Source organism: Aquimarina sp. AWH4_224, assembly GCF_056160245.1.
Genome location: NZ_JBSWWU010000011.1, coordinates 60,081 through 82,546 on the forward strand (window position 1 = coordinate 60,081; position 22,466 = coordinate 82,546).

Consider the following 22,466-nt stretch of genomic DNA (forward strand, 5'->3'; position numbering starts at 1 on the left):
AAAAATGTTCTCTAACCGAAAATTGTCAGCTTTTAAATGTCGATGCATTTAATACACTTTTGATAGGTGGTAGGTCTGAATGGTCTATCAAGATTCTTTCTCTGCCGTAACCGAATTTCACTTTGACTGAGTAGGGATAGGGCATTGAAGTGGATATAGGGCCAAAAATTATTCGCAAAAGCTCTTCTGCGTTTGAAATAGCATTGCTAAATAAATAAGTGTCATTTATTGCCTGATTTCTCATGTTTTCTTTAATTCTATAATTTACATAGTTCAATTGATCAGGCCCCATTTCAACAAACCAACCATTGTCAATATCTCTAAATTGTGTGCTTACCTCATGTGATGTTATTTGCGGTGTAGGGAAATGTACAGTGATTTCATGATTCGAATGATCTATCTTTAATTCAAACCGTTTCATTAAATCGAATCCTGCTTTAGTGGTAGCTTTCGAATCAGTTATTACGGTTGCGGTAGATGTTCCTACCCAGATTTTCTTTTCTATACTATATTGATTTGATGCTGTTGTTTTTACTTCGGCGGTTGCAAATTCTGCTATTTGATTACTTACTTGCTGTTTGATTCTGATTTCAGAGAGTTCGTAGTCCTCTATCAGGCCTTTTTCTTTCAGTTTGATGAGGTAAGGTCTTATTGCATAAGACGCCACATATGGGCAAATCTCCTTTGCCCCAGCTTTCATGAAGAAAGCAGAGTACGGATTTTCTACCATTCCTTTCATAAAAATGTTAACCAAATCACAAATTTGTCCCCCAAGAACTGCGTCAAAATTGTTTAACCCTTGTATATTTCTTTTCGAAAAAATGGTTTTTTCTTTCTCCAGGTTGGTTTGTTTGTTAAGATGGGTCAGTTGTGTATATGCAGAATGATTCATCTTCTGACTTTCCTTGCGATATAAAGCTAGTATGTAATTTCTATCTTTCTTTTCCAATTCAAAGTTATCGGATAGGAAAGTAAGTAGCTCTGTATTAATAGAATTCATTATGGTAGAAAATTCTTTGTAATTTCCTCCAGAGTCTGAGAAGCCAACAGAGGCAACATTATTTATAATTCGGGCATAATGAATTTGAGGTTCAAATTCGTATTTCAGCTTTTTGAATACCTCTTCTATTTTTAGTATATCTTCATGCTTAGAGTCGAAACCTCTGGCAAAACCTATACTATCACCTCTTCTGTATCCCAAAGTATCACCAAACATTTGGCCACGTTCAAACCCGTTGTTATTTCCTTTTAGGAAACCAACATTATTCCCTTTTCTGTATCCGGTTTCAAATGAGTTTTCTGCTACCTGTTGATAGGTTATTGAGAATCCAATTGTTAAAATTAATATCACTGCAACTATTCCCCCGACCAATTCTGTTTTATCAAATACCACTTTCCCCATTGTTGTATCATTTAGCTGTGAAAAAAAATAACCCCAAGCTCTAGGTATAGTAATACCAGAGTAGGGGTTGTTACTTATTGATGTGTTATATAAAGGTAAGTTTATATTTTGGTTTATCAACTGGCAATCAGTTTTTTAACAAAAAATAAAATAAGATTGGAGTTCGTTGTTTATTTGAATCTGGTTTTGCTAAATCATCCAGTTTAATTTGTGCAAATTGAACATTTTATTTTGTGCATACTATGGAGGTTGTTTGTTAAGGTAGAATTTTGAAAGTAATCACAGGTCTTTTGGCATGATTCACTACATCTTCACCTAGGCTGCCATTAATAAAGTGAGAAAGTCCTTTTCGGCCATGCGTGCTAATACCAATCATACCAGCATTAACAGAGCCAGCAAAATTGAATATTCCTTTTTCTACTGTGATGTCATTGTATATATTGAGGGTGTAATTTTCGATCCCAAGACCAGCGATCATTTTGTTCATTTTTTCTTCAGTTTCATAGGTGGTTTTAAAACCATTGGCGGTATTTACCCATACCAAATGTAAATTAGCAGCTATAGATTTTGCAAAATCGTTGGCTGCAACCAAGCAATCTCTGTCCTCGTCATCAAAGTTTGTGGCGTATACAAAATCATTAATATCAAATAATTGACACTCTTCTTTGATTACCAAAACAGGTTTTTTTGAAGTTCTAACTACCTTTTCGGCATTAGAGCCAATAAATAGTTCTTCGAAACCGGTAGATCCGTGAGATCCCATAACGATGATATCTACATTGTTTTTCTCGCTGGCTTCATTAATGCCGGTATGGATGTCTTCAAAACTTACCGTTTCGATTACTTCTATGTCTTTTAGGTATTCTTTTTCCATTAGCTCTTCAAACTTGCTATGTGCCTGTTTCATGAAAAAAACTGCCTCAGGAGCAGCGGCCGGTGCTCCTGTAGACATCAAGTCTGTAAGATGCATCGGGAGTTCAAGTATGTGTAGGAGGTAGATAGAAGCATTATTCTTTTTAGCAATTTGTGCAGCTACCTTGAGTGCACTCTCTGCCTGGCTCGAAAAATCTGTGGGTACAAGTATATTTTTGATCATAATACAGCGTTTTTTGAAATGTGTTATCGTTACTTTCTAAACATCAAAAATGATGAATCATTTTTTTGATACTCCTTTTGTGGGGTAGACAGGATTTAATTGATTAAACCTTGGGGCATGATATAGGTAATTGGATATCTTAAATTTACGAATAAATTCATTGTTTGACATATTTTGTATCTAAGATATTATTGCTATCTTTGCACCGTTGAAATTAAAAAACCAGGTTGAGGGGACGAAAAGTCCCCTCTTTTTATCTATTTATGTCATTAAAAGACAAGGTTCATAGTTTGTTAGAAGAGGCGTTGAAAGAACATGCGTCTCTGTTTTTGATCGATTGCAAAATTCATCCTGATAATAGTATTGAAATTATTATCGATGGAGATCAAGGGGTTAAGGTAGAAGATTGTATTACTATTAGTCGTGCGATTGAACATAATCTTGATAGGGAAGAAGAAGATTTTTCTCTTCAGGTGATGTCTGCCGGAGTTTCAGAATCTTTGAAACACATTCGTCAGTACAAAAAGAATGTGGGGAGAAAACTCAAAGTTAAAACCGAAAATCAAACCGTAGAGGGAGAATTGATTTCAGCTACCGAGAATGCTATAAAGCTTACCTGGAAAACCAGGGAGCCTAAACCTGTTGGTAAAGGTAAAGTAACGGTAACCAAAGAGGCTGATATAGCCTACCAAGAGATTGTAGAAGCAAAAGTTATGATAACATTTTAATTATAATATTGATATGGAAAATATCGCATTAATAGAATCATTTTCAGAATTTAAAGATGATAAACTTATAGATCGTGTTACGCTAATGGCGATCTTAGAAGATGTGTTTAGAAATGCCTTAAAGAAGAAGTTTGGTAGTGATGACAATTTCGATATCATTATTAATCCCGATAAAGGGGATTTAGAGATTTGGAGAAACCGAATCGTGGTTGGAGATGGAGAAGTAGAAGATGGTAATCAGGAAATATCTTTAACCGAGGCTAGAAAAATCGAGCCAGATTTTGAAGTGGGAGAAGATGTGTCTGAAGAAGTGAAGTTAATCGATTTAGGAAGGCGTTCTATTTTGGCATTACGTCAAAATTTGATTTCCAAAATCCATGAGCACGATAATACTAATGTATATAAGCAGTTCAAAGAATTAGAAGGAGAAATTTATACGGCAGAGGTTCATCATATTCGTCATAGAGCAATTATTATGTTAGACGACGAAGGAAATGAAATTATTTTACCAAAAGACAGACAGATTCCTTCTGATTTTTTCAGAAAAGGAGAAAATGTAAGAGGAGTAATAGAGTCTGTAGAGTTGAAAGGAAATAAGCCTGCGATCATCATGTCAAGAACATCTCCTTTGTTTCTTGAAAAGCTTTTCGAATCAGAAATTCCAGAGGTATTTGATGGTTTGATTACGGTAAAGAAAGTAGTAAGAATTCCTGGAGAGAAAGCTAAGGTTGCTGTAGATTCTTATGATGACAGAATTGACCCTGTTGGAGCATGTGTGGGGATGAAAGGATCCAGAATACATGGGATTGTAAGAGAACTAGGAAATGAAAATATAGATGTAATTAATTATACAAATAATTTACAACTATTTATTACAAGAGCATTAAGTCCGGCAAGAGTTACTTCGATCAAAATTGATGAAGAAACTAATAGAGCCGAGGTGATGCTAAGACCAGAAGAGGTGTCTAAGGCTATCGGTAGAGGTGGTCATAATATCCGCTTGGCTGGTCAATTAACAGGTTTTGAAATAGATGTGTTTAGAGAAGGTGTAGAAGAGGATGTAGAGCTTACTGAATTTTCTGACGAAATTGATTCTTGGATTATTGAAGAATTTTCTAAAATCGGATTAGATACTGCAAAAAGTATCTTAGAACAAGATATATCAGATCTTGTGAAACGTACTGACTTAGAGGAAGAGACTGTAAGTGAAGTGATTAGAATATTAAAATCAGAATTTGAGGATTAATAAACACAATTAATTTATATTTGAGCATAAAATAAAAGGCATTTATGGCTGAAGCAAAAACAATGAGGTTAAATAAGGTACTACGCGAATTCAATATCTCGCTTGATCGGGCTGTTGACTTTTTGAATTCAAAAGGTCACGAGATAGATGCGCGTCCTACCACAAAAATTTCTCCGGATATTTACCAACTTCTGTTTGATGAATTTCAAACAGACAAGAGTAAAAAGGTGGCTTCAAAAGAAGTAGGAGAAGAAAAAAGAAAAGAGAAAGAGGCGTTACGTGTGCAGATTGAAAATGAGCAGGAAGAAAAACGTAAGCTTGCAGAAGCGCGCGAAGTTGTAAAAGCCAAAGCTCAAATTAGCGGCCCTAAACAAGTAGGGAAAATCGAATTAGGGAATAAAAAAGCCGAAACACCACAGCCCGAGAAGAAGGTGGAAGAGGCTCCTAAAAAAGAAGAAGTTAAGCCTTCAAAACCAGAAAAGGTTTCAAATAGACCCGAGAAAAAGGGGATAAAAATCATGAAGCAGGCGCCTCCAAAACCCAAAGAAAAGGTAGAGGAAGCAAAGCCAGCAAAAGTGGTGGAAGAAAAGAAGCCTGAGGTTGAAGCAAAAACCGAAACCTCTGGAGCACCAGAAAAGGTGAAAACGCAGTATAAAAAGTTAGATGGACCTAATTTTACAGGTCAGAAAATCGACTTAACACAGTTTAAAAAACCTGCGAAAAAGAAAGAGGATAAAAATCAAAAAGATAACGCCGGAGATCAAAAGAAACGCAGAAGGAGAATTAGTAAAGAAGGAGGCGGATTTCAGAACAACGGCGGAAAAGGCGGAAACCAGCAAGGTGGTGGAAGAAATAACAATAACAGAGGGCGTGGAAAAGCCAAAAGACCTCCTATTGTTAAAGAAGAGCCTAGTGAAGAAGAAGTGCAAAAGCAGGTTAGAGAAACCTTGGAGAAACTACAAGGGAAATCTAACAAGTCTAAAGCGGCAAAATATCGTAGAGATAAAAGAGATCAGCATCGTCAGAAAGCTGAGGATAATGTAGCGCAACAGGAGCAGGAAAGCAAAGTGCTTAAGGTAACCGAGTTTGTTACTGTTTCTGAAGTGGCAACGATGATGAATGTGTCTACAACCGAGGTGATTTCTGCTTGTATGGCTTTAGGTATCATGGTTACCATGAACCAGCGTCTTGATGCAGAAACGCTATCGATAGTAGCAGACGAGTTTGGATATGAAGTAAACTTCGTAACCGCTGATATCGAAGAGGCGATAGAAGAGATAGAGGACAAACCAGAAGATCTTTTGAATCGTGCGCCGATTGTAACAGTAATGGGTCACGTAGATCATGGTAAGACATCTTTACTGGATTATGTTCGGAAAGAAAATGTAATCGCCGGAGAAAGTGGAGGTATCACACAGCACATTGGTGCTTATGGGGTACAGCTTGAGAGCGGGCAAAAGATTGCGTTTTTGGATACACCGGGTCACGAAGCCTTTACGGCGATGCGTGCTCGTGGTGCACAGGTAACGGATTTAGCGATTATTGTAATTGCTGCCGATGATGATGTGATGCCACAAACCAAAGAAGCTATTAGTCACGCGCAAGCGGCAGGAGTACCTATTGTATTTGCAATTAATAAGGTAGATAAGCCAACTGCGAACCCTGATAAGATTAAAGAGGCGCTGGCTAGTATGAATTTGCTGGTTGAGGACTGGGGAGGAAAAATTCAATCCCATGATATTTCAGCAAAAACAGGGCTAGGTGTTAATGAATTATTGGAAAAGGTATTGCTAGAAGCTGAGATACTAGAGCTAAAAGCAAATCCTAACCGATTAGCTACAGGTACGGTGGTTGAGGCATTCCTGGATAAAGGTAGAGGATATGTGTCTACTATCTTGGTGCAAAACGGTACGTTGAAAGTTGGAGACTACGTTTTGGCTGGAAAGAATAGTGGTAAAGTAAAAGCAATGCATGATGAGCGAGGTAATGCTGTTAAAGCAGCAGGGCCATCGACGCCAGTATCTATTTTAGGTCTGGACGGCGCGCCGCAGGCGGGAGATAAGTTCAATGTATTAGAAGATGAGCGCGAAGCCAAAGATATTGCTGCAAAACGTGCTCAGTTGCACAGAGAGCAATCAGTAAGAACGCAACGTCATATTACGCTTGATGAGATCGGAAGACGAATCGCGTTAGGAGACTTTAAAGAGCTAAACATTATCTTGAAAGGAGATGTGGATGGTTCTGTAGAAGCACTTACAGATTCGTTCCAGAAATTATCTACAGAAGAGATTCATGTAAACATTATACATAAAGCCGTTGGAGCGATTACAGAAAGTGATGTACTTCTTGCTTCGGCTTCAGATGCGATTATTATCGGATTTAATGTGAGACCTGCCGGTAATGCAAGAACAGTTGCTGATAAAGAAGAAATCGATATCCGAACGTATTCGATCATCTATGATGCGATTAATGATCTTAAGGATGCGATGGAAGGAATGTTGTCTCCTGTAATGAAAGAAGAAGTTACGGGTACAGCAGAGATTCGAGAAACCTTCAAGATTTCTAAAGTAGGTACCATTGCAGGATGTATGGTGCAGAATGGTAAAATCTATCGCAATTCTGGAATTCGATTAATCCGTGAAGGTGTAGTGGTATACACTGGAGAGCTTGCTTCGTTAAAACGTTTCAAAGATGACGTAAAAGAGGTAGGTAAAGGGTATGATTGTGGATTACAGGTGAAGAATTACAATGATATTAAGATCGGTGATGTGATTGAGGCATATCAAGAAGTTGCCGTGAAGAAGAAGTTGTAAGGAACGATAACAATACATAATAAAAAAAACCTCTGTGAAAACAGAGGTTTTTTTTATTATATGGTATTTTGAATTTATTTGTTGACAGGAGCTTTTTGCTTTCCGGGAATAAACTCAAAGGCGCTAGGGAACTCTTTTCTGATTTCCCGTAGTGCTTTGTCTTTTTCTAGTTTGGTTTTATAATTACCAATCCAAACTTTGTAGTTTGGAGTCTCCCAACGAATAGATGCGTCCCATTGTGGGAAGGTCTCTTTGGCTTTTCTTAGAATTTCATTGGCTTTGTTCAGATTGCCATTATATAGCTGTACTTTATATCTGTCACTAAAATCACCATCTTTCTCCATTTTGGATTTGATAGCCAAAAGGGTTTGGATTTTAGGATCTTGATTAATGGTAACTGTAGCTTCTGGTTGTTCTGTGATACCTACTTGTACAAAATCACCATTATTTTGGTTTTCAACGGTTGGATTTGGGTCGTTTTGAGCCATCAAAGTTGATATCCCAATTAGATGAAAACTGATTAAAAAACTACAACGTTTTAGGTTTAACATTCTCATTACAAATTAATTTAGTACAAAGGTAAAGTTTAATAACTCAAAATTGTCAAAAAATATTATTTAGAATTATTATAAATTAGTAGTTAACGCTTCTCTAACATTTCCAAAATCGACTTAATATAGTACTTTTGTCGTCGAATTAAAAATGGAGGTTTTGTGTATTTTTTTAAAGATACTAGAGAAAAAACCATACCAAAATTACGACGATAATTCTACTTGATAATATGAAACAGGTGAAACACCGAAATTCAGCCTCTAAAATCCTAATCCTAGGAACTGTTTTTTTATTTACTTTTTTGAATCCTGTATTTGGACAGGATGAAGCTGCGGCTGATACTGCTGCTGCCACTGAAGCTGCGTCTGGAGGAGATGTAGCCAAAGGAGAAGAGTTGTTTAAATCTTTATGTGCAGCATGTCATAAAAGATATAAGAAAATGACGGGTCCTGCTCTTTTTGGAGTTGCGGATAAGTATGACAGAGAATGGATTTATTCTTGGGTAAAAAATAGTGCAGCTATGATCGCGGCAGGTGATCCACAAGCGGTAGCTATTTATGAAGAGTATAATAAGACTGCGATGAACGCTTTCCCGCAGTTGTCGAATACTGATATCGATAACATTTTGGCCTATGTAATGGTGCCAAAGGCTGATCCACCGGCCCCTGTTGCTGGTACGGGAACTACCGCTGCTAATGCTGGAGGTGCAGGAGTGTCTACAGATGTTATACTTGGTATTTTGGCATTGGTATTTGCAATGCTAATGGTAGTGCTTTACCTGGTAAATAAGACCTTAAGAAGTTTTGCTGAAGCGAATAATGTGGAGCTTGTAGTTAGTGAGCCAAGAACTCCAATATGGAAAGCTTTTATTCAAAATCAATTCTTAGTATTGGTTACTGCAATCTTCTTATTGTTGGCAAGTGGATACTTTGTGTATGGATACTTTATGCAGGTAGGTATAGATCAAGGATATGCTCCGATACAACCTATCCATTATTCGCATAGAATCCATGCTGGAGAAAACCAAATAGAGTGTAAGTATTGTCACTCTTCTGCTAGAGTGTCTAAGCATTCAGGAATTCCTTCGCTAAATGTTTGTATGAACTGTCACAAGTCGATTAGTGAGGTTGCAGAGACTACAGCTACTGAAGATTATTCAAAAGAATTCTATGACGGTGAAATCAAGAAGCTTTACAAAGCTGTAGGATGGGATGAAGCTAGTCAATCATATACTGGTAAAACAGAACCTGTAAAATGGGTTCGTATTCATAACCTTCCGGATTTTGCATATTTCAATCATTCACAACACGTAAGCGTTGCTGGTGTAGAATGTCAGACCTGTCACGGTCCTGTAGAAGAAATGGAGATTATGTATCAGCATGCTCCGCTAACCATGGGATGGTGTATCAATTGTCACAGAGAAACTAATGTACAAGTGGCAGATAATAAGTACTATGAAAAGATCCACAAAGAACTTTCTAAGAAGTATGGTGTAGACAAGTTAACAGCTGCACAAATGGGAGGTTTAGAATGTGGTAAATGTCACTATTAAAAAAAGAGTCGGGTAAATACCGAATTAAGTAAGAAGCTAATATCAATTATATATGTCATCAAACAAGAAATACTGGAAAAGTGTTGAAGAGCTAAACGAAAATAGCTCTATTGTTGAGACGCTACAACAAAACGAATTCGTACAGGAAATCCCTACGGATGAGTTTTTAGGAGATAAATCATCTTTAGAGAGTTCTTCGACTACACGTCGTGACTTTCTTAAATATGTAGGGTTCAGTACCGCGGCTGCTACTTTGGCTGCGTGTGAGGGACCTGTAAAAAAATCAATTCCTTACGTAGTGCAGCCAGAACGAATCGTTCCTGGTGTTGCGAACTACTATGCAACTACAATTGCAGATGGTTTTGATTTTGCTAGTGTTTTGATCAAAACCAGAGAAGGTAGACCTATTAAAGTAGAGAACAATAATCTTGCTGCTTCAAACGGAGATGCAAATGCGAGGGTAAATGCTTCGGTGTTATCGTTGTATGATAGTTCTCGTCTTCAGGGGCCTAAGAAAGGTGGAGAAGATATTAGCTGGGAAACTTTGGATAAAGAAGTTGGAGCAAAGTTGAATTCGTTAGGTGGTAAACAAATTGTACTGCTTACGCAAACTTTTGCAAGTCCTTCTACTTCAAAGTTAATTTCAGAATTTAAAGCAAAATACCAAAATGTTAATCATGTAGTGTATGATGCAGTATCAGAAAGCGAGGCTTTGGATGCGTATCAAATGATGTATGGAGAAAGAGCATTGGCAGATTACGATTTTGGTAAAGTAGATACTATAGTAAGTGTTGGTGCTGATTTCCTTGGAGATTGGCAAGGTGGTGGTTATGATAGTGGTTATGCCCATGGGCGTGTTCCTAAAAACGGGAAAATGTCTAAGCATATCCAGTTCGAATCAAACATGTCGCTTACTGGTGCAAATGCAGATAAAAGAGTTCCTGTTACTCCATCACAACAAAAGCAAGTGCTATCGGCATTGTATGCTTATGTGACTGGTTCAGGTTCAAAAAGCTCATTAGATGCTGATTTGGATGCTCAAGTAGTAAAAGCTGCAAAGAGTATTCAAAAAGCGGGAAGAAATGCAGTTGTAGTCAGTGGTATCCAGGACGTGGATGCACAATTAGTTGTTTTAGCGATCAACAAAGCAATTAATAGCAAAGCGTTTAATGAGAGTACTCCGCGTACGATACGTCAAGGTAATGCCAAGGCGGTTTCGCAGTTGGTAAAAGATATGAACGCAGGTCGTGTTGGAGCACTTTTAATAGCAGGAGTTAATCCAGCATATACGTTACCTAATGCAGCTGAGTTTAAATCAGGTCTAGAGAAGGTAGATCTTTCAGTAGGATTTAGCATGCACGATGATGAAACAGCTTCATTATGTACATATATAGCTACCACCCCTCATTACTTAGAGTCTTGGGGAGATGTAGAAATGAAAAAAGGAAGCTATAGTCTAACACAACCAACGATCAGACCGTTGTTTGATACTAGACAGTTCCAGGAAACTTTATTGAAGTGGACAGGGAATACAGCTTCTTACCATGATTATATCAAAAGTGCATGGACTGGTATTTTGGGAGGAAGCTCTTGGAGTCAGGCATTGCATGATGGAGTGTTGGTTGCACCAGCACTTCCAAAACAAGAATTGGTAGATGCTATTGCAGCTCCAGAAGGAGATGTGGTAGAAGGTGAAGAAGCACCAGTAACTACTGGGCCAGACGTTGGTGCTGCGGCAAGAAGATTGTCGATAGCAAAAGCTAACGGTATGGAGCTTACTTTGTATACCAAAACTGCAATGGGAGATGGGCAGCAAGCGAGTAACCCATGGTTGCAGGAAATGCCAGATCCAATTACAAGAGCATCTTGGGATAACTATTTAACGGTTTCTCGTGCAGATGCTGAGCAATTAGGATTGACCAACGAAAACGAAGCTAACGGAGCCTTAAACGGAAGTTATGCAAAAGTAACTGTTGGTGGAGCAGAGGCTGTTGTGCCAGTGATCATTCAACCTGGTCAGGCAAAAGGTTCTGTTGGATTAGCGTTAGGATACGGAAAAACTAAAGGCCTTAAGGAAGAAATGATGGTAGGAGTAAATGCATATCCTTTCTATCAAAACCTTAACGCTGTACAAGAAGTATCTGTAGTTGCTGCAGAAGGTGTGCACGAGTTTGCTTGTGTACAGTTGCATAATACACTAATGGGCCGTGGAGATATTGTAAAAGAAACGACTTTAGAAATATTCAATACTAAGGATAAGCATGTTTGGAATGCGATTCCTGAAGTAAGTAAAAATCACATCGAGTACGAAGTGACTTCTCCAGAAGTAGATCTTTGGGATGAGTTTGATCGTTCTGTAGGACATCATTTTAATCTTTCAATAGACTTAAATGCTTGTACAGGTTGTGGAGCTTGTGTGATTGCTTGTCATGCAGAAAACAACGTTCCTGTAGTAGGGAAGTCAGAAGTGCGCAGATCTCGTGATATGCACTGGTTACGTATCGACCGTTATTATTCTTCTCAAGATAGCTTCGAGAGTGATAATGAGAAGAAAGATAATATCGCTGGTCTAGGAAGTTCATTGTCTGAGTTTGGAGAAATGGAAAGTGCTTCAGATAATCCTCAGGTAGTATTCCAACCAGTAATGTGTCAGCACTGTAATCATGCTCCTTGTGAGACTGTATGTCCGGTAGCGGCAACTTCTCACGGTAGACAAGGTCAGAACCATATGGCGTATAACCGTTGTGTAGGAACAAGATATTGTGCAAATAACTGTCCATACAAAGTGCGTAGATTCAACTGGTTCTTGTATAACAACAACGACGAGTTTGACTACAATATGAATAATGACTTAGGAAGAATGGTGATTAACCCAGATGTAACAGTACGTTCCAGAGGGGTTATGGAAAAATGTTCTATGTGTATTCAAATGACACAGAAGACTATTTTGGATGCCAAGAGAGAAGGTAGAATGGTGAAGGATGGAGAATTCCAAACTGCATGTTCTGCGGCTTGTTCTTCTGGAGCAATGGTATTTGGAGATATCAACGATAAGGATAGTAAAGTAGCTAAACTTAAAGAAGATAATCGTATGTATCACTTACTTGAGCATGTAGGTACAAAACCTAACGTGATGTATCAAACGAAAGTAAGAAATACTACTGAAGCCTAATTAATTAAAATAAAGAATCAATTCAATTATAAAGGATTATGTCTCATTACGAAGCACCTATAAGAAAACCTTTAGTAACTGGTGATAAAACATATCACGATGTAACTGTAGATGTGGCTGCACCAGTTGAAGGTAAAGCAAACAAATCTTGGTGGATCGTGTTTTCGATCGCTCTTTTTGCTTTCCTTTGGGGAATAGGTTGTATAATTTATACCATATCCACAGGTATTGGAGTCTGGGGATTAAACAAAACCGTAGGATGGGCCTGGGATATTACCAACTTCGTTTGGTGGGTAGGTATTGGTCACGCAGGAACCCTGATCTCGGCAGTATTATTGTTGTTCCGCCAGAAATGGAGAATGGCGATTAACCGTTCTGCAGAAGCGATGACGATCTTCTCGGTAATTCAGGCAGGTTTATTCCCAATCATTCACATGGGACGTCCATGGTTAGCATATTGGGTATTACCTATTCCTAACCAATTTGGATCACTATGGGTAAACTTTAACTCTCCGCTACTTTGGGATGTATTTGCGATTTCTACTTACCTTTCTGTATCATTGGTATTCTGGTGGACAGGATTGTTACCTGACTTCGCAATGATTAGAGATAGAGCAATCACTCCTTTTAATAAAAAGATATACGGATTATTGTCATTCGGATGGAGTGGAAGAGCAAAAGACTGGCAACGTTTTGAAGAAGTATCATTGGTACTTGCAGGTTTGGCAACACCACTTGTACTTTCTGTACACACGATTGTATCTTTTGACTTTGCTACTTCGGTAATTCCTGGTTGGCATACCACGATCTTCCCGCCTTATTTCGTTGCGGGAGCGATTTTCTCAGGATTCGCAATGGTAAATACACTTCTTATCATCATGAGAAAAGTGTCTAACCTAGAAGACTATATTACTATCCAGCACATCGAGTTGATGAACATTGTAATTATGATTACAGGTTCCATCGTAGGTGTGGCATATATTACAGAGCTATTTATTGCTTGGTATTCTGGTGTAGAATACGAACAGTATGCATTCTTGAATAGAGCAACGGGTCCTTACTGGTGGGCGTATTGGGCAATGATGAGTTGTAACGTATTCTCTCCACAGTTCATGTGGTTCCCAAAATTGAGAAGAAGTATCATGTTCTCTTTCATTATCTCTATTGTTGTAAATATAGGAATGTGGTTTGAGCGTTTTGTGATTATTGTAACTTCTCTACACAGAGATTACTTACCATCATCTTGGACAATGTTCTCTCCAACGTTTGTAGATATTGGAATCTTTATTGGTACTATTGGATTCTTCTTTGTATTGTTCTTGTTGTATGCACGTACATTCCCAGTTATTGCACAGGCAGAGGTAAAAACAATATTGAAATCTTCTGGAGAGAAATATAAGAAGTTAAGAGAAGCAGGAATTGATCACAGAGATGAGCTTCCTAAAGTAAAAGCTACAGTAACTGAAGAAAAAGTAGAGGCTACAACAGAAAAGGTTGAAGCTAGCGAAGAAGATATTAATAGTTTATTGAGCAATCTTGGTACTTTTGACCCGGAGACTCAACAAGCAGACGATCTTAAAAAAGTAAATGGTATCGGACCCGTAATGGAAAAGAAACTTAACCAAATAGGGATCTTTACATTCGATCAGGTTAGTAAAATGACCGCTACCGAATATGATTTATTAGATAGTATTACAGGGTCTTTCCCAGGAAGAGCACAACGCGACGATTGGGCAGGTCAGGCCGCAAAACTTAAAAATAACTAGAAGTATGGCATCAAAAGTTATACATGCATTATATACAGATGATGATGTCCTAATGGACGCTGTAAAAAAAGTTCGTTCAGAGCATTATCATATTGAAGAGGTGTATTGCCCTTTTCCAGTTCACGGGTTGGATAAAGCAATGGGACTACCTCATACACGTTTAGCCATTACTGCATTTATGTATGGTTGTGTGGGATTAACAGTTGCAATTACGATGATGAATTATATCATGATCGAAGATTGGCCACAAAATATTGGAGGTAAGCCTAGTTTTAGTTTTATCGAGAACATGCCTGCTTTTGTTCCAATTATGTTTGAGCTTACCGTATTTTTTGCAGCTCACTTAATGGTAATTACTTTTTATATGAGAAGTAAGTTATGGCCATTTAAAGAAGCAGAAAATCCTGATGTAAGAACTACAGACGACCATTTCTTGATGGAAGTAGATGCAGGACATCATGATGTGAATGCATTGACCAGCTTATTGACAGATACTGGAGCGGTAGAAATTAAAGTAATTGATAAGGAAGAAGATAACCATTAATACTAATGAAGAATACTATAAAAATATTAGTAGCAGTAGCAACAGTGATTAGTGTTGTGTCTTGCCAAAAAGACTCCAGACCTAATTATCAGTATATGCCGAATATGTATGAGTCTGTAGGTTATGAAACCTATGGAGAATACAAGGTGTTCCCTGGAGAACAGGAAGCGATGTTACCTGCAGAAGGATCTGTGCCAAGAGGATGGATGCCTTACGAGCTAGAGAATTCTAATGCTGGTTATCAAATGGCTAAAGATTCCTTGAAGAATCCTATCCGTTATACGGTAGAAAATCAGGAAAAAGGAAAAGAGTTGTATGATATTTATTGTGCAGTTTGTCATGGTAAGAAAGGTGACGGAAAAGGAATTCTGGTACAAAGAGAAAAAATACTTGGGGTTCCAAGTTATGATGATGCAGGAAGAGCGATTACCGAAGGTAGTATCTATCACGTAATGTATTACGGAATTAATTCTATGGGATCTTATGCATCTCAGACTAGTGAACATGAGAGATGGCAGATTGTTCAATACGTAGAGAAGCTTAAAGCCGATTTAGAAGGGAAAACAGCTCGTATTGATGCAGATGTTGCTGAAGCTACTCCAGTTGCTGTAGAAGAAGCTCACGAATCAACAGAAGAACACAACGCAGCACACTAGTGCTATTATTTAAAGTTAAGAATAACGATATAAGATATGTATACGCTATCAAATAGATTAAGATTATTTTCTTTCATCCTGATGATTGTTGGAGGAATCGGATTGATTTCTGGTTTTTTATCAACACCAAAATCTATAGAAGAGGTAAAAGAAATGATGGCAGCGCACGATGCGCATGGCGAAGGTCACGGAGCTGCTGCTCAGGATCACGGTAACGAACACGCTGACGATGCTCACGGTGGTGATGCTCACTACGAGCATGTTTTGCACCAATTACAAAACAAACCTTGGGCTGCATTATATGTAGCGGCATTCTTCTTTTTCATGATTGCTTTAGGAGTGTTGGCTTTTTATGCCATACAATTTGCTGCTCAGGCTGGATGGTCTCCAGTATTGTTCAGGGTAATGGAAGCGATTACCGCTTATCTAGTGCCTGGAGGGATTATTCTATTTGTGATTTTAGCGCTATCAGGATTCCATGTAAACCACTTGTTTGTTTGGGCAGACCCAGAAGTTGTAGCTCATGATAAACTTATCCAAGGTAAAGCTGGATGGTTAAATGGTACAGGTTTTATCATTAGAGCTGCTATATTTTTAGGAGGGTGGTTGTTATACCGTCACTTTGCTGTAAAATACTCAAGAAAGCAAGATGAGGATAGTACTGGTAACAAATGGTATAAGAAAAGTTTCAAGATCTCTGCTGGATTCTTAGTGTTCTTTATCTACACAGAATCTATGATGTCTTGGGATTGGATTATGAGTTTTGATCCACACTGGTTCAGTACACTATTTGGGTGGTACGTATTCGCGAGTTTATTCGTTTCTGGAATTACAACAATAGCATTAATCACCATTTATTTGAAATCTAAAGGGTACTTAGAGTTCGTAAACGATAGTCATATTCATGATTTGGCTAAGTTTATGTTCGGTATCAGTATTTTCTGGACTTACCTTTGGTTCTCTCAGTTCATGTTGATATGGTATTCAAATATTCCGGAAGAGGTAACTTACTTTATTACTCGAATAGAGGACTATAAATTACCATTCTTCGGAATGCTGGTGATGAACTTTATTTTCCCATTATTGGTGTTAATGAATAGCGATTTCAAACGAGTAAACTGGTTTGTAGTAATGGCGGGTATTGTAATCCTTTGTGGTCACTATATTGATGTGTTTAACATGGTAATGCCAGCAACAGTAGGTGAGTCTTGGTTTATAGGAATCAGCGAAATTAGTGCAGTGTTATTGTTCTTAGGATTGTTCTTGTTTGTTGTATTCAGAGCACTTACCAAAGCACCTTTATTGGCAAAAGGAAACCCGTATTTAGAGGAAAGTAAACACTTCCATTATTAAAATTTAGAATTTATAAAAAGAAGATAGATAAAAATGACTGTATTCTTAACCATAATAGTTATAGCGCTTTTCGGAATCACTTTGTGGCAAATGTCGAAAATCTTGAAATTGTCACAACTTAAAGGCGCAGACAATTCTCAAGTGGCTAATGATAAGGACAATAATATGCAAGGTAAGCTGATGCTTGGTTTTGTTATATTCATCTACTTACTAACCATATTTTGTTTTGTAAAATACCATACGTTCTTCTTACCTGAGTCGGCATCTGAGCATGGAATAGCTTATGATCAATTGATGTTGATTTCTATGGTGTTGATTATGTTTGTACAAATCATTACTCAAGGTTTATTGCATTATTTTGCATATAAATACAGAGGTAAAGAAGGAAACAAGGCATTGTTTTTTGCTGATAACGATAAGTTAGAGTTCATCTGGACAATTATTCCAGTAATTGTATTGGCTGGTTTAATTATTTATGGATTATTTACTTGGACAGATATCATGAATATCGACGAGAAAGAGGGTGATCCGTTAATCATTGAATTGTATGCATATCAATTTGACTGGAGAGCAAGATATTCTGGAGAAGATAATGTTTTAGGAAAGGCAAATGTTCGTTTTATCGAAGGAGTAAATACACTTGGTGTAGATGTTTCCGATAACTATGGTAAAGACGATAAGATTACCAACGAACTGCACTTACCTGTTAACAGAAAGGTGATCTTCAAAATGAGATCTCAAGATATCTTACATTCAGCATATATGCCATTCTTTAGAGCACAAATGAATGTAGTTCCTGGTATGATCACTGAATTTTCTTACACACCAACGATGACATCGGAGGAAATGAGGAATAGCGAATTTATGGTAGAAAAAGTGGCTACGATAAATAAAATCAGAAGAGAAAAGAGCAAGAAACTTGTAGCAGCTGGTGAAGAAGCGTTAGAACAATACGAATTCGATTACTATTTATTGTGTAATAAGATTTGTGGTGCTTCGCATTACAATATGCAAATGAAGATGGTAGTAGAATCTGAAGAGGATTTTAATGCTTGGCTAGCAACACAACAGACTTTTGGAGAGCAATTGTCTGCACAAGCAAGTAACTAAGAGAGAAAAAGAAAAATTATATAGTTTTTAAAAACACACAGCGTTATGTCAGCAACACACGGAGATAACCACGATCACGATCACGGACACCACCATAAAGAGACATTTATCACTAAATATATATTTAGTCAGGATCATAAAATGATCTCTAAGCAGTACTTGGTTACTGGTTTAATTATGGGAATTATAGGGATTGCTATGTCTCTATTATTTAGAATGCAATTAGCATGGCCTGATCATCAATTTACTATCTACGAAATATTCCTTGGAAAATTCGGACAAGACGGAGTAATGGACCCTAGTATTTACCTTGCTTTGGTAACGATACATGGTACTATTATGGTATTCTTCGTTCTTACCGCCGGTTTAAGTGGTACTTTCAGTAACCTTTTGATTCCGTTACAGATTGGAGCGAGAGATATGGCATCTGGTTTCTTGAATATGATTTCGTATTGGTTGTTCTTCTTGAGTAGTGTAATCATGGTGTTGTCATTATTTGCAGAGGCTGGACCAGCATCTGCAGGATGGACAATCTACCCTCCACTTAGTGCCTTACCACAAGCTATTGGTGGATCTGGAATGGGGATGACCTTATGGTTAGTATCTATGGCAATATTTATTGCTTCTTCACTTCTTGGGTCATTAAATTATGTAGTTACAGTAATTAACTTAAGAACAAAAGGAATGTCGATGACTAGAATGCCTCTAACAATTTGGGCGTTCTTTGTAACCGCTATTATTGGTATTGTATCATTCCCTGTGTTATTATCTGCAGCATTGTTGCTTATTATGGATAGAAGTTTTGGTACTTCGTTCTACCTAAGTGACATTTATATACAAGGAGAGGTTTTACATAATCAGGGTGGGTCACCAGTTTTATTTGAGCATTTATTCTGGTTCTTAGGACACCCAGAGGTATATATTGTATTATTACCTGCATTAGGAATTACTTCAGAGATTATTGCAACAAATGCTCGTAAGCCGATTTTCGGATATAGAGCGATGGTAGCTTCGATTTTGGCAATTGCATTTTTATCAACAATTGTATGGGGTCACCACATGTTTATCTCAGGAATGAATCCATTCTTAGGATCTGTATTTACATTTACAACTTTATTAATTGCAATTCCATCTGCGGTAAAAGCATTTAACTATATAACCACCTTATGGAAAGGTAATCTGCAACTCAACCCAGCAATGTTGTTCTCAATAGGATTGGTTTCTACCTTTATTACTGGAGGACTTACAGGGATTATTTTAGGAGACAGTACATTAGATATTAACGTTCACGATACATACTTTGTGGTAGCACACTTTCACTTGGTAATGGGTATTTCTGCATTATATGGTTTATTTGCGGGAGTGTATCATTGGTTCCCAAAGATGTACGGTAGAATGATGAATAAAAATCTAGGATATGTACACTTTTGGGTAACGGCTATTGGTGCTTACGGAGTATTCTTCCCAATGCACTTTATAGGTATGGCAGGTTTACCTCGTAGATATTATACCAACTCAAACTTCCCATATTTTGACGATTTAGCAGATACCAATGTATTGATCACTGTATTTGCCATCATCACGGCGGCAGCTCAATTAGTGTTCTTATACAACTTTATAAGTTCTATGTTCTATGGTAAGAAAGCGGTTCAAAATCCATGGAAATCGAATACTCTAGAATGGACAACTCCTGTAGAGCATATGCATGGTAACTGGCCAGGAGAGATTCCTCACGTATACAGATGGCCTTACGACTATAGTAAGACTAACGAAAACGGAGAGTATGTAATCGCAGGACAGGATTTTGCTCCGCAAACGATACCATTACAAGAAGGAGAAGAAGAATTACATCATTAATGATGTTTAAAAATATTGAAAAGCCTTTTCGTTTTTATGAAAAGGCTTTTTCTTTTTCTAGTATATTTGTTTCAAACGTGATGAAGAACTCCTAGATGTTCTGTTAAAGCATAAGAGTAGATGAACGAAAACCTGGACCCAACAAACGAAAACTTTTCTAATGAAGACTTGGATATCGAAAGAGCCTTAAGGCCGCTGGCTTTTGAAGATTTTACAGGTCAGGATCAAGTGTTGGAGAATTTACAGATTTTTGTACAAGCGGCCAACATGCGCAACGAAGCTTTGGATCACACCTTGTTTCATGGCCCTCCGGGCTTAGGAAAAACTACATTGGCCCATATTTTGGCGAATGAATTGGGAGTAGGGATCAAAGTTACTTCGGGACCAGTATTGGATAAACCTGGAGATTTGGCTGGACTGCTTACGAACCTTGATGATAGAGATGTGTTGTTTATAGACGAGATACATCGTTTAAGTCCAATCGTAGAGGAATATTTGTACTCCGCTATGGAAGACTATAAAATAGATATCATGATCGAGAGTGGACCCAATGCCAGAACAGTACAGATTAACTTGAATCCGTTTACATTGGTTGGCGCCACAACACGATCTGGTTTACTTACTGCACCGATGAGAGCACGTTTCGGTATACAATCTAGATTGCAATATTATACTACAGAATTATTGTCTACCATCGTACAACGAAGTGCTCATATTCTAAATGTTCCTATTTCTATGGAGGCAGCTATCGAAATTGCAAGTAGAAGTAGAGGAACACCTCGTATAGCGAACGCATTGCTACGTAGAGTACGTGATTTTGCACAAATCAAGGGTAATGGTAAGATTGATATAGAAATCTCAAAATTTGCCCTTAAAGCGCTTAATGTGGATGCGAATGGATTGGATGAAATGGATAACAAGATTTTGACCACCTTAATAGATAAATTCAAAGGAGGCCCGGTTGGAATTACAACATTAGCTACTGCAGTTAGTGAAAGTGCCGAAACCATAGAAGAAGTATATGAACCTTTTTTGATACAACAAGGTTTTATCATTAGAACATCTAGAGGAAGAGAAGTAACCGAAGCGGCGTATAAGCATCTGGGGAGAACTCCAGGTGGAATCCAAGGAGGATTGTTCTGAAAATACTTTTAAACATATACCGATATTTTGACTAGAACGTCACTATGAAGGATAACAACATTGAAACAGTTTCTTTTTTTAAAGTAATCAGGAATGCGAGTCGTATTCTTAAGAACCCTCTTCCTTTTCATAACGAGAATTTTGAGAAATACGGAGATGTATTTAGAGTGAGCCTGGGTTTTGGTAACTATGTGTTGTTTACCAGAGATGCAGCCTTTGCCAGACATATGCTTCAAAAACACCATCGCAAATATCATAAGTCAGAGCTACAGTCAAAAGACCTGGCAAAATATATTGGTGAGGGGTTGCTAACTGCAAATGGTGAAAAATGGCTGAAACAACGCCGACTCATTCAACCCGCTTTTCACAAAAAGAAACTAGAAAAATTAGTAGTCACCATAAAAGAAGTAGTTGGAGAAGAATTGTCCAGGATCAAACCCAACACGACTATTGACATTTTTCCTTTGATGAATGATTTGGCATTTAAGGTGGTAGCTAAATCCTTGTTTAGCTATTCTGGCACAACCGATGCAATTTCACGATTGCAACATATTACAGAAACTGCACAAAAGTTTTTAATCAAAGAGATACGACAACCTTATAAGCGTTGGTGGTTTCATCTTACCGGAGAGGTAAAAAAGACATTAACCCTAACTCAAGAGGCAAGAGATATTCTTAACTCACTGATCGAAGAACGTAAAAAAGACAAACAACGGTATGATGATTTACTGGATATGTTGTTGGATGCCCGCTATGAGGATGGAAGTGCTATGGATAATGAACAGTTGATCGATGAAATTCTGATACTTTTTACCGCAGGTCACGAAACCACATCGAATGCACTTACGTTTGCACTAATGCTACTGGGGAAACACCCCAAAATACAAGATAAAGTATATGAAGAAGTAGCAGGAGGGGATACAATCAATTTGGATCCTCTACAAGAAATTGCGAAATATCAGTATACCAAACAGTGTATAGAAGAAACCATGCGATTATTTCCCCCGGCGTATTTTTCTGATCGCCTGGTAATCGATGATGATCAATATAAAGATTTGGATTTGCCGAAAGGGACAACGGTATTAATCTCATTTTACGAAATTCATAAGCATAAAGATTTTTGGGAAAAACCAGAACAGTTTAAACCAGAGCGATTTGATCCTACTTTGGATAAAAAGGAATATGCTAATCAATACTTCCCATTTGGAGCTGGACCTCGAATGTGTATCGGAAATAATTTTGCCATGTATGAAATGGTTTTAGCAATAAGTGACCTTGTACGCACTTACAAAATTACACCTGCTTTTGATCATATAGAGATTAAACCTCTGATCACTCTTAAACCACAAAATGCGTATCTAACCTTTGCCTCGAGGTAAGCTGTTTTGTTTAAGAGGCTAATTAGTGCCATATTTTTGAATTTCAAGAATATGACACTCTTCTTTTTGCTCTAAACTATACTTTCACCAATAATAT

The 22,466-nt window shown here is 37.7% G+C and carries 16 protein-coding genes; 13 read left to right on the forward strand and 3 right to left on the reverse strand.

The features are described 5' to 3' along the window. Positions 1-25 precede the first annotated feature (25 nt). The gene (locus ACXAGJ_RS19870) at positions 26-1,402 is read right to left on the reverse strand and encodes a DUF4230 domain-containing protein (RefSeq protein WP_474842282.1); all 1,377 of its coding nucleotides are present in this window, start codon (positions 1,400-1,402) and stop codon (positions 26-28) included. Between the two features lie 256 nt (positions 1,403-1,658). Next, on the reverse strand, positions 1,659-2,498 hold the full coding sequence (locus ACXAGJ_RS19875; protein WP_474842284.1) for a universal stress protein: 840 nt from the start codon (positions 2,496-2,498) through the stop codon (positions 1,659-1,661). A gap of 263 nt (positions 2,499-2,761) precedes the next feature. On the opposite strand from ACXAGJ_RS19875, the gene rimP reads away from it, so the two are divergent. Genes rimP through infB form a run of 3 tightly spaced genes read left to right on the forward strand, consistent with a single transcriptional unit; the run spans position 2,762 to position 7,285 of the window. Beyond that, a complete protein-coding gene (rimP, locus tag ACXAGJ_RS19880; RefSeq protein WP_474842286.1) occupies positions 2,762-3,226 on the forward strand; it encodes a ribosome assembly cofactor RimP in 465 nt (154 codons plus the stop codon). A gap of 13 nt (positions 3,227-3,239) precedes the next feature. Continuing rightward, on the forward strand, positions 3,240-4,472 hold the full coding sequence (gene nusA / locus ACXAGJ_RS19885; protein WP_474842288.1) for a transcription termination factor NusA: 1,233 nt from the start codon (positions 3,240-3,242) through the stop codon (positions 4,470-4,472). 44 nt (positions 4,473-4,516) lie between these two features. Next, the gene (infB, locus tag ACXAGJ_RS19890; protein ID WP_474842290.1) at positions 4,517-7,285 is read left to right on the forward strand and encodes a translation initiation factor IF-2; all 2,769 of its coding nucleotides are present in this window, start codon (positions 4,517-4,519) and stop codon (positions 7,283-7,285) included. A gap of 74 nt (positions 7,286-7,359) precedes the next feature. On the opposite strand, the gene ACXAGJ_RS19895 is transcribed toward infB, so the two are convergent. Beyond that, on the reverse strand, positions 7,360-7,842 hold the full coding sequence (locus ACXAGJ_RS19895; RefSeq protein ID WP_474842292.1) for an SPOR domain-containing protein: 483 nt from the start codon (positions 7,840-7,842) through the stop codon (positions 7,360-7,362). Positions 7,843-8,066: 224 nt separating this feature from the next. Between ACXAGJ_RS19895 and ACXAGJ_RS19900 the strand changes: the two genes are divergently transcribed. The 10 genes from ACXAGJ_RS19900 to ACXAGJ_RS19945 all read left to right on the forward strand — a co-directional run bounded on the left by ACXAGJ_RS19900 (position 8,067) and on the right by ACXAGJ_RS19945 (position 22,369). Next, positions 8,067-9,389 (forward strand): c-type cytochrome, encoded by a 1,323-nt coding sequence (locus tag ACXAGJ_RS19900; RefSeq protein WP_474842294.1) that lies wholly within the window; start codon positions 8,067-8,069, stop codon positions 9,387-9,389. Between the two features lie 52 nt (positions 9,390-9,441). Beyond that, a complete protein-coding gene (locus ACXAGJ_RS19905) occupies positions 9,442-12,561 on the forward strand; it encodes a TAT-variant-translocated molybdopterin oxidoreductase (RefSeq protein ID WP_474842296.1) in 3,120 nt (1,039 codons plus the stop codon). A gap of 35 nt (positions 12,562-12,596) precedes the next feature. Then, on the forward strand, positions 12,597-14,327 hold the full coding sequence (nrfD, locus tag ACXAGJ_RS19910; protein WP_474842420.1) for an NrfD/PsrC family molybdoenzyme membrane anchor subunit: 1,731 nt from the start codon (positions 12,597-12,599) through the stop codon (positions 14,325-14,327). Between the two features lie 4 nt (positions 14,328-14,331). Next, positions 14,332-14,871: a DUF3341 domain-containing protein gene (locus tag ACXAGJ_RS19915; RefSeq protein ID WP_073315649.1), complete on the forward strand. Its 540-nt coding sequence runs from the start codon at positions 14,332-14,334 to the stop codon at positions 14,869-14,871. A gap of 5 nt (positions 14,872-14,876) precedes the next feature. Further along, on the forward strand, positions 14,877-15,527 hold the full coding sequence (locus ACXAGJ_RS19920; protein ID WP_474842298.1) for a c-type cytochrome: 651 nt from the start codon (positions 14,877-14,879) through the stop codon (positions 15,525-15,527). Between the two features lie 36 nt (positions 15,528-15,563). Further along, a complete protein-coding gene (locus ACXAGJ_RS19925; protein WP_473285305.1) occupies positions 15,564-16,880 on the forward strand; it encodes a quinol:cytochrome C oxidoreductase in 1,317 nt (438 codons plus the stop codon). A gap of 33 nt (positions 16,881-16,913) precedes the next feature. Further along, positions 16,914-17,990 (forward strand): cytochrome c oxidase subunit II, encoded by a 1,077-nt coding sequence (locus ACXAGJ_RS19930; RefSeq protein WP_474842300.1) that lies wholly within the window; start codon positions 16,914-16,916, stop codon positions 17,988-17,990. 45 nt (positions 17,991-18,035) lie between these two features. Then, entirely contained in the window at positions 18,036-19,847 is a 1,812-nt protein-coding gene (locus ACXAGJ_RS19935) for a cytochrome c oxidase subunit I (protein ID WP_474842302.1), read from the forward strand. 120 nt (positions 19,848-19,967) lie between these two features. Further along, positions 19,968-20,990, forward strand: coding sequence for a Holliday junction branch migration DNA helicase RuvB (gene ruvB, locus ACXAGJ_RS19940; RefSeq protein WP_474842304.1), 1,023 nt, complete (start codon positions 19,968-19,970; stop codon positions 20,988-20,990). Between the two features lie 44 nt (positions 20,991-21,034). Continuing rightward, positions 21,035-22,369, forward strand: a complete 1,335-nt coding sequence (locus tag ACXAGJ_RS19945) for a cytochrome P450 (protein ID WP_474842306.1) — start codon at positions 21,035-21,037, stop codon at positions 22,367-22,369. Positions 22,370-22,466 lie beyond the last annotated feature (97 nt).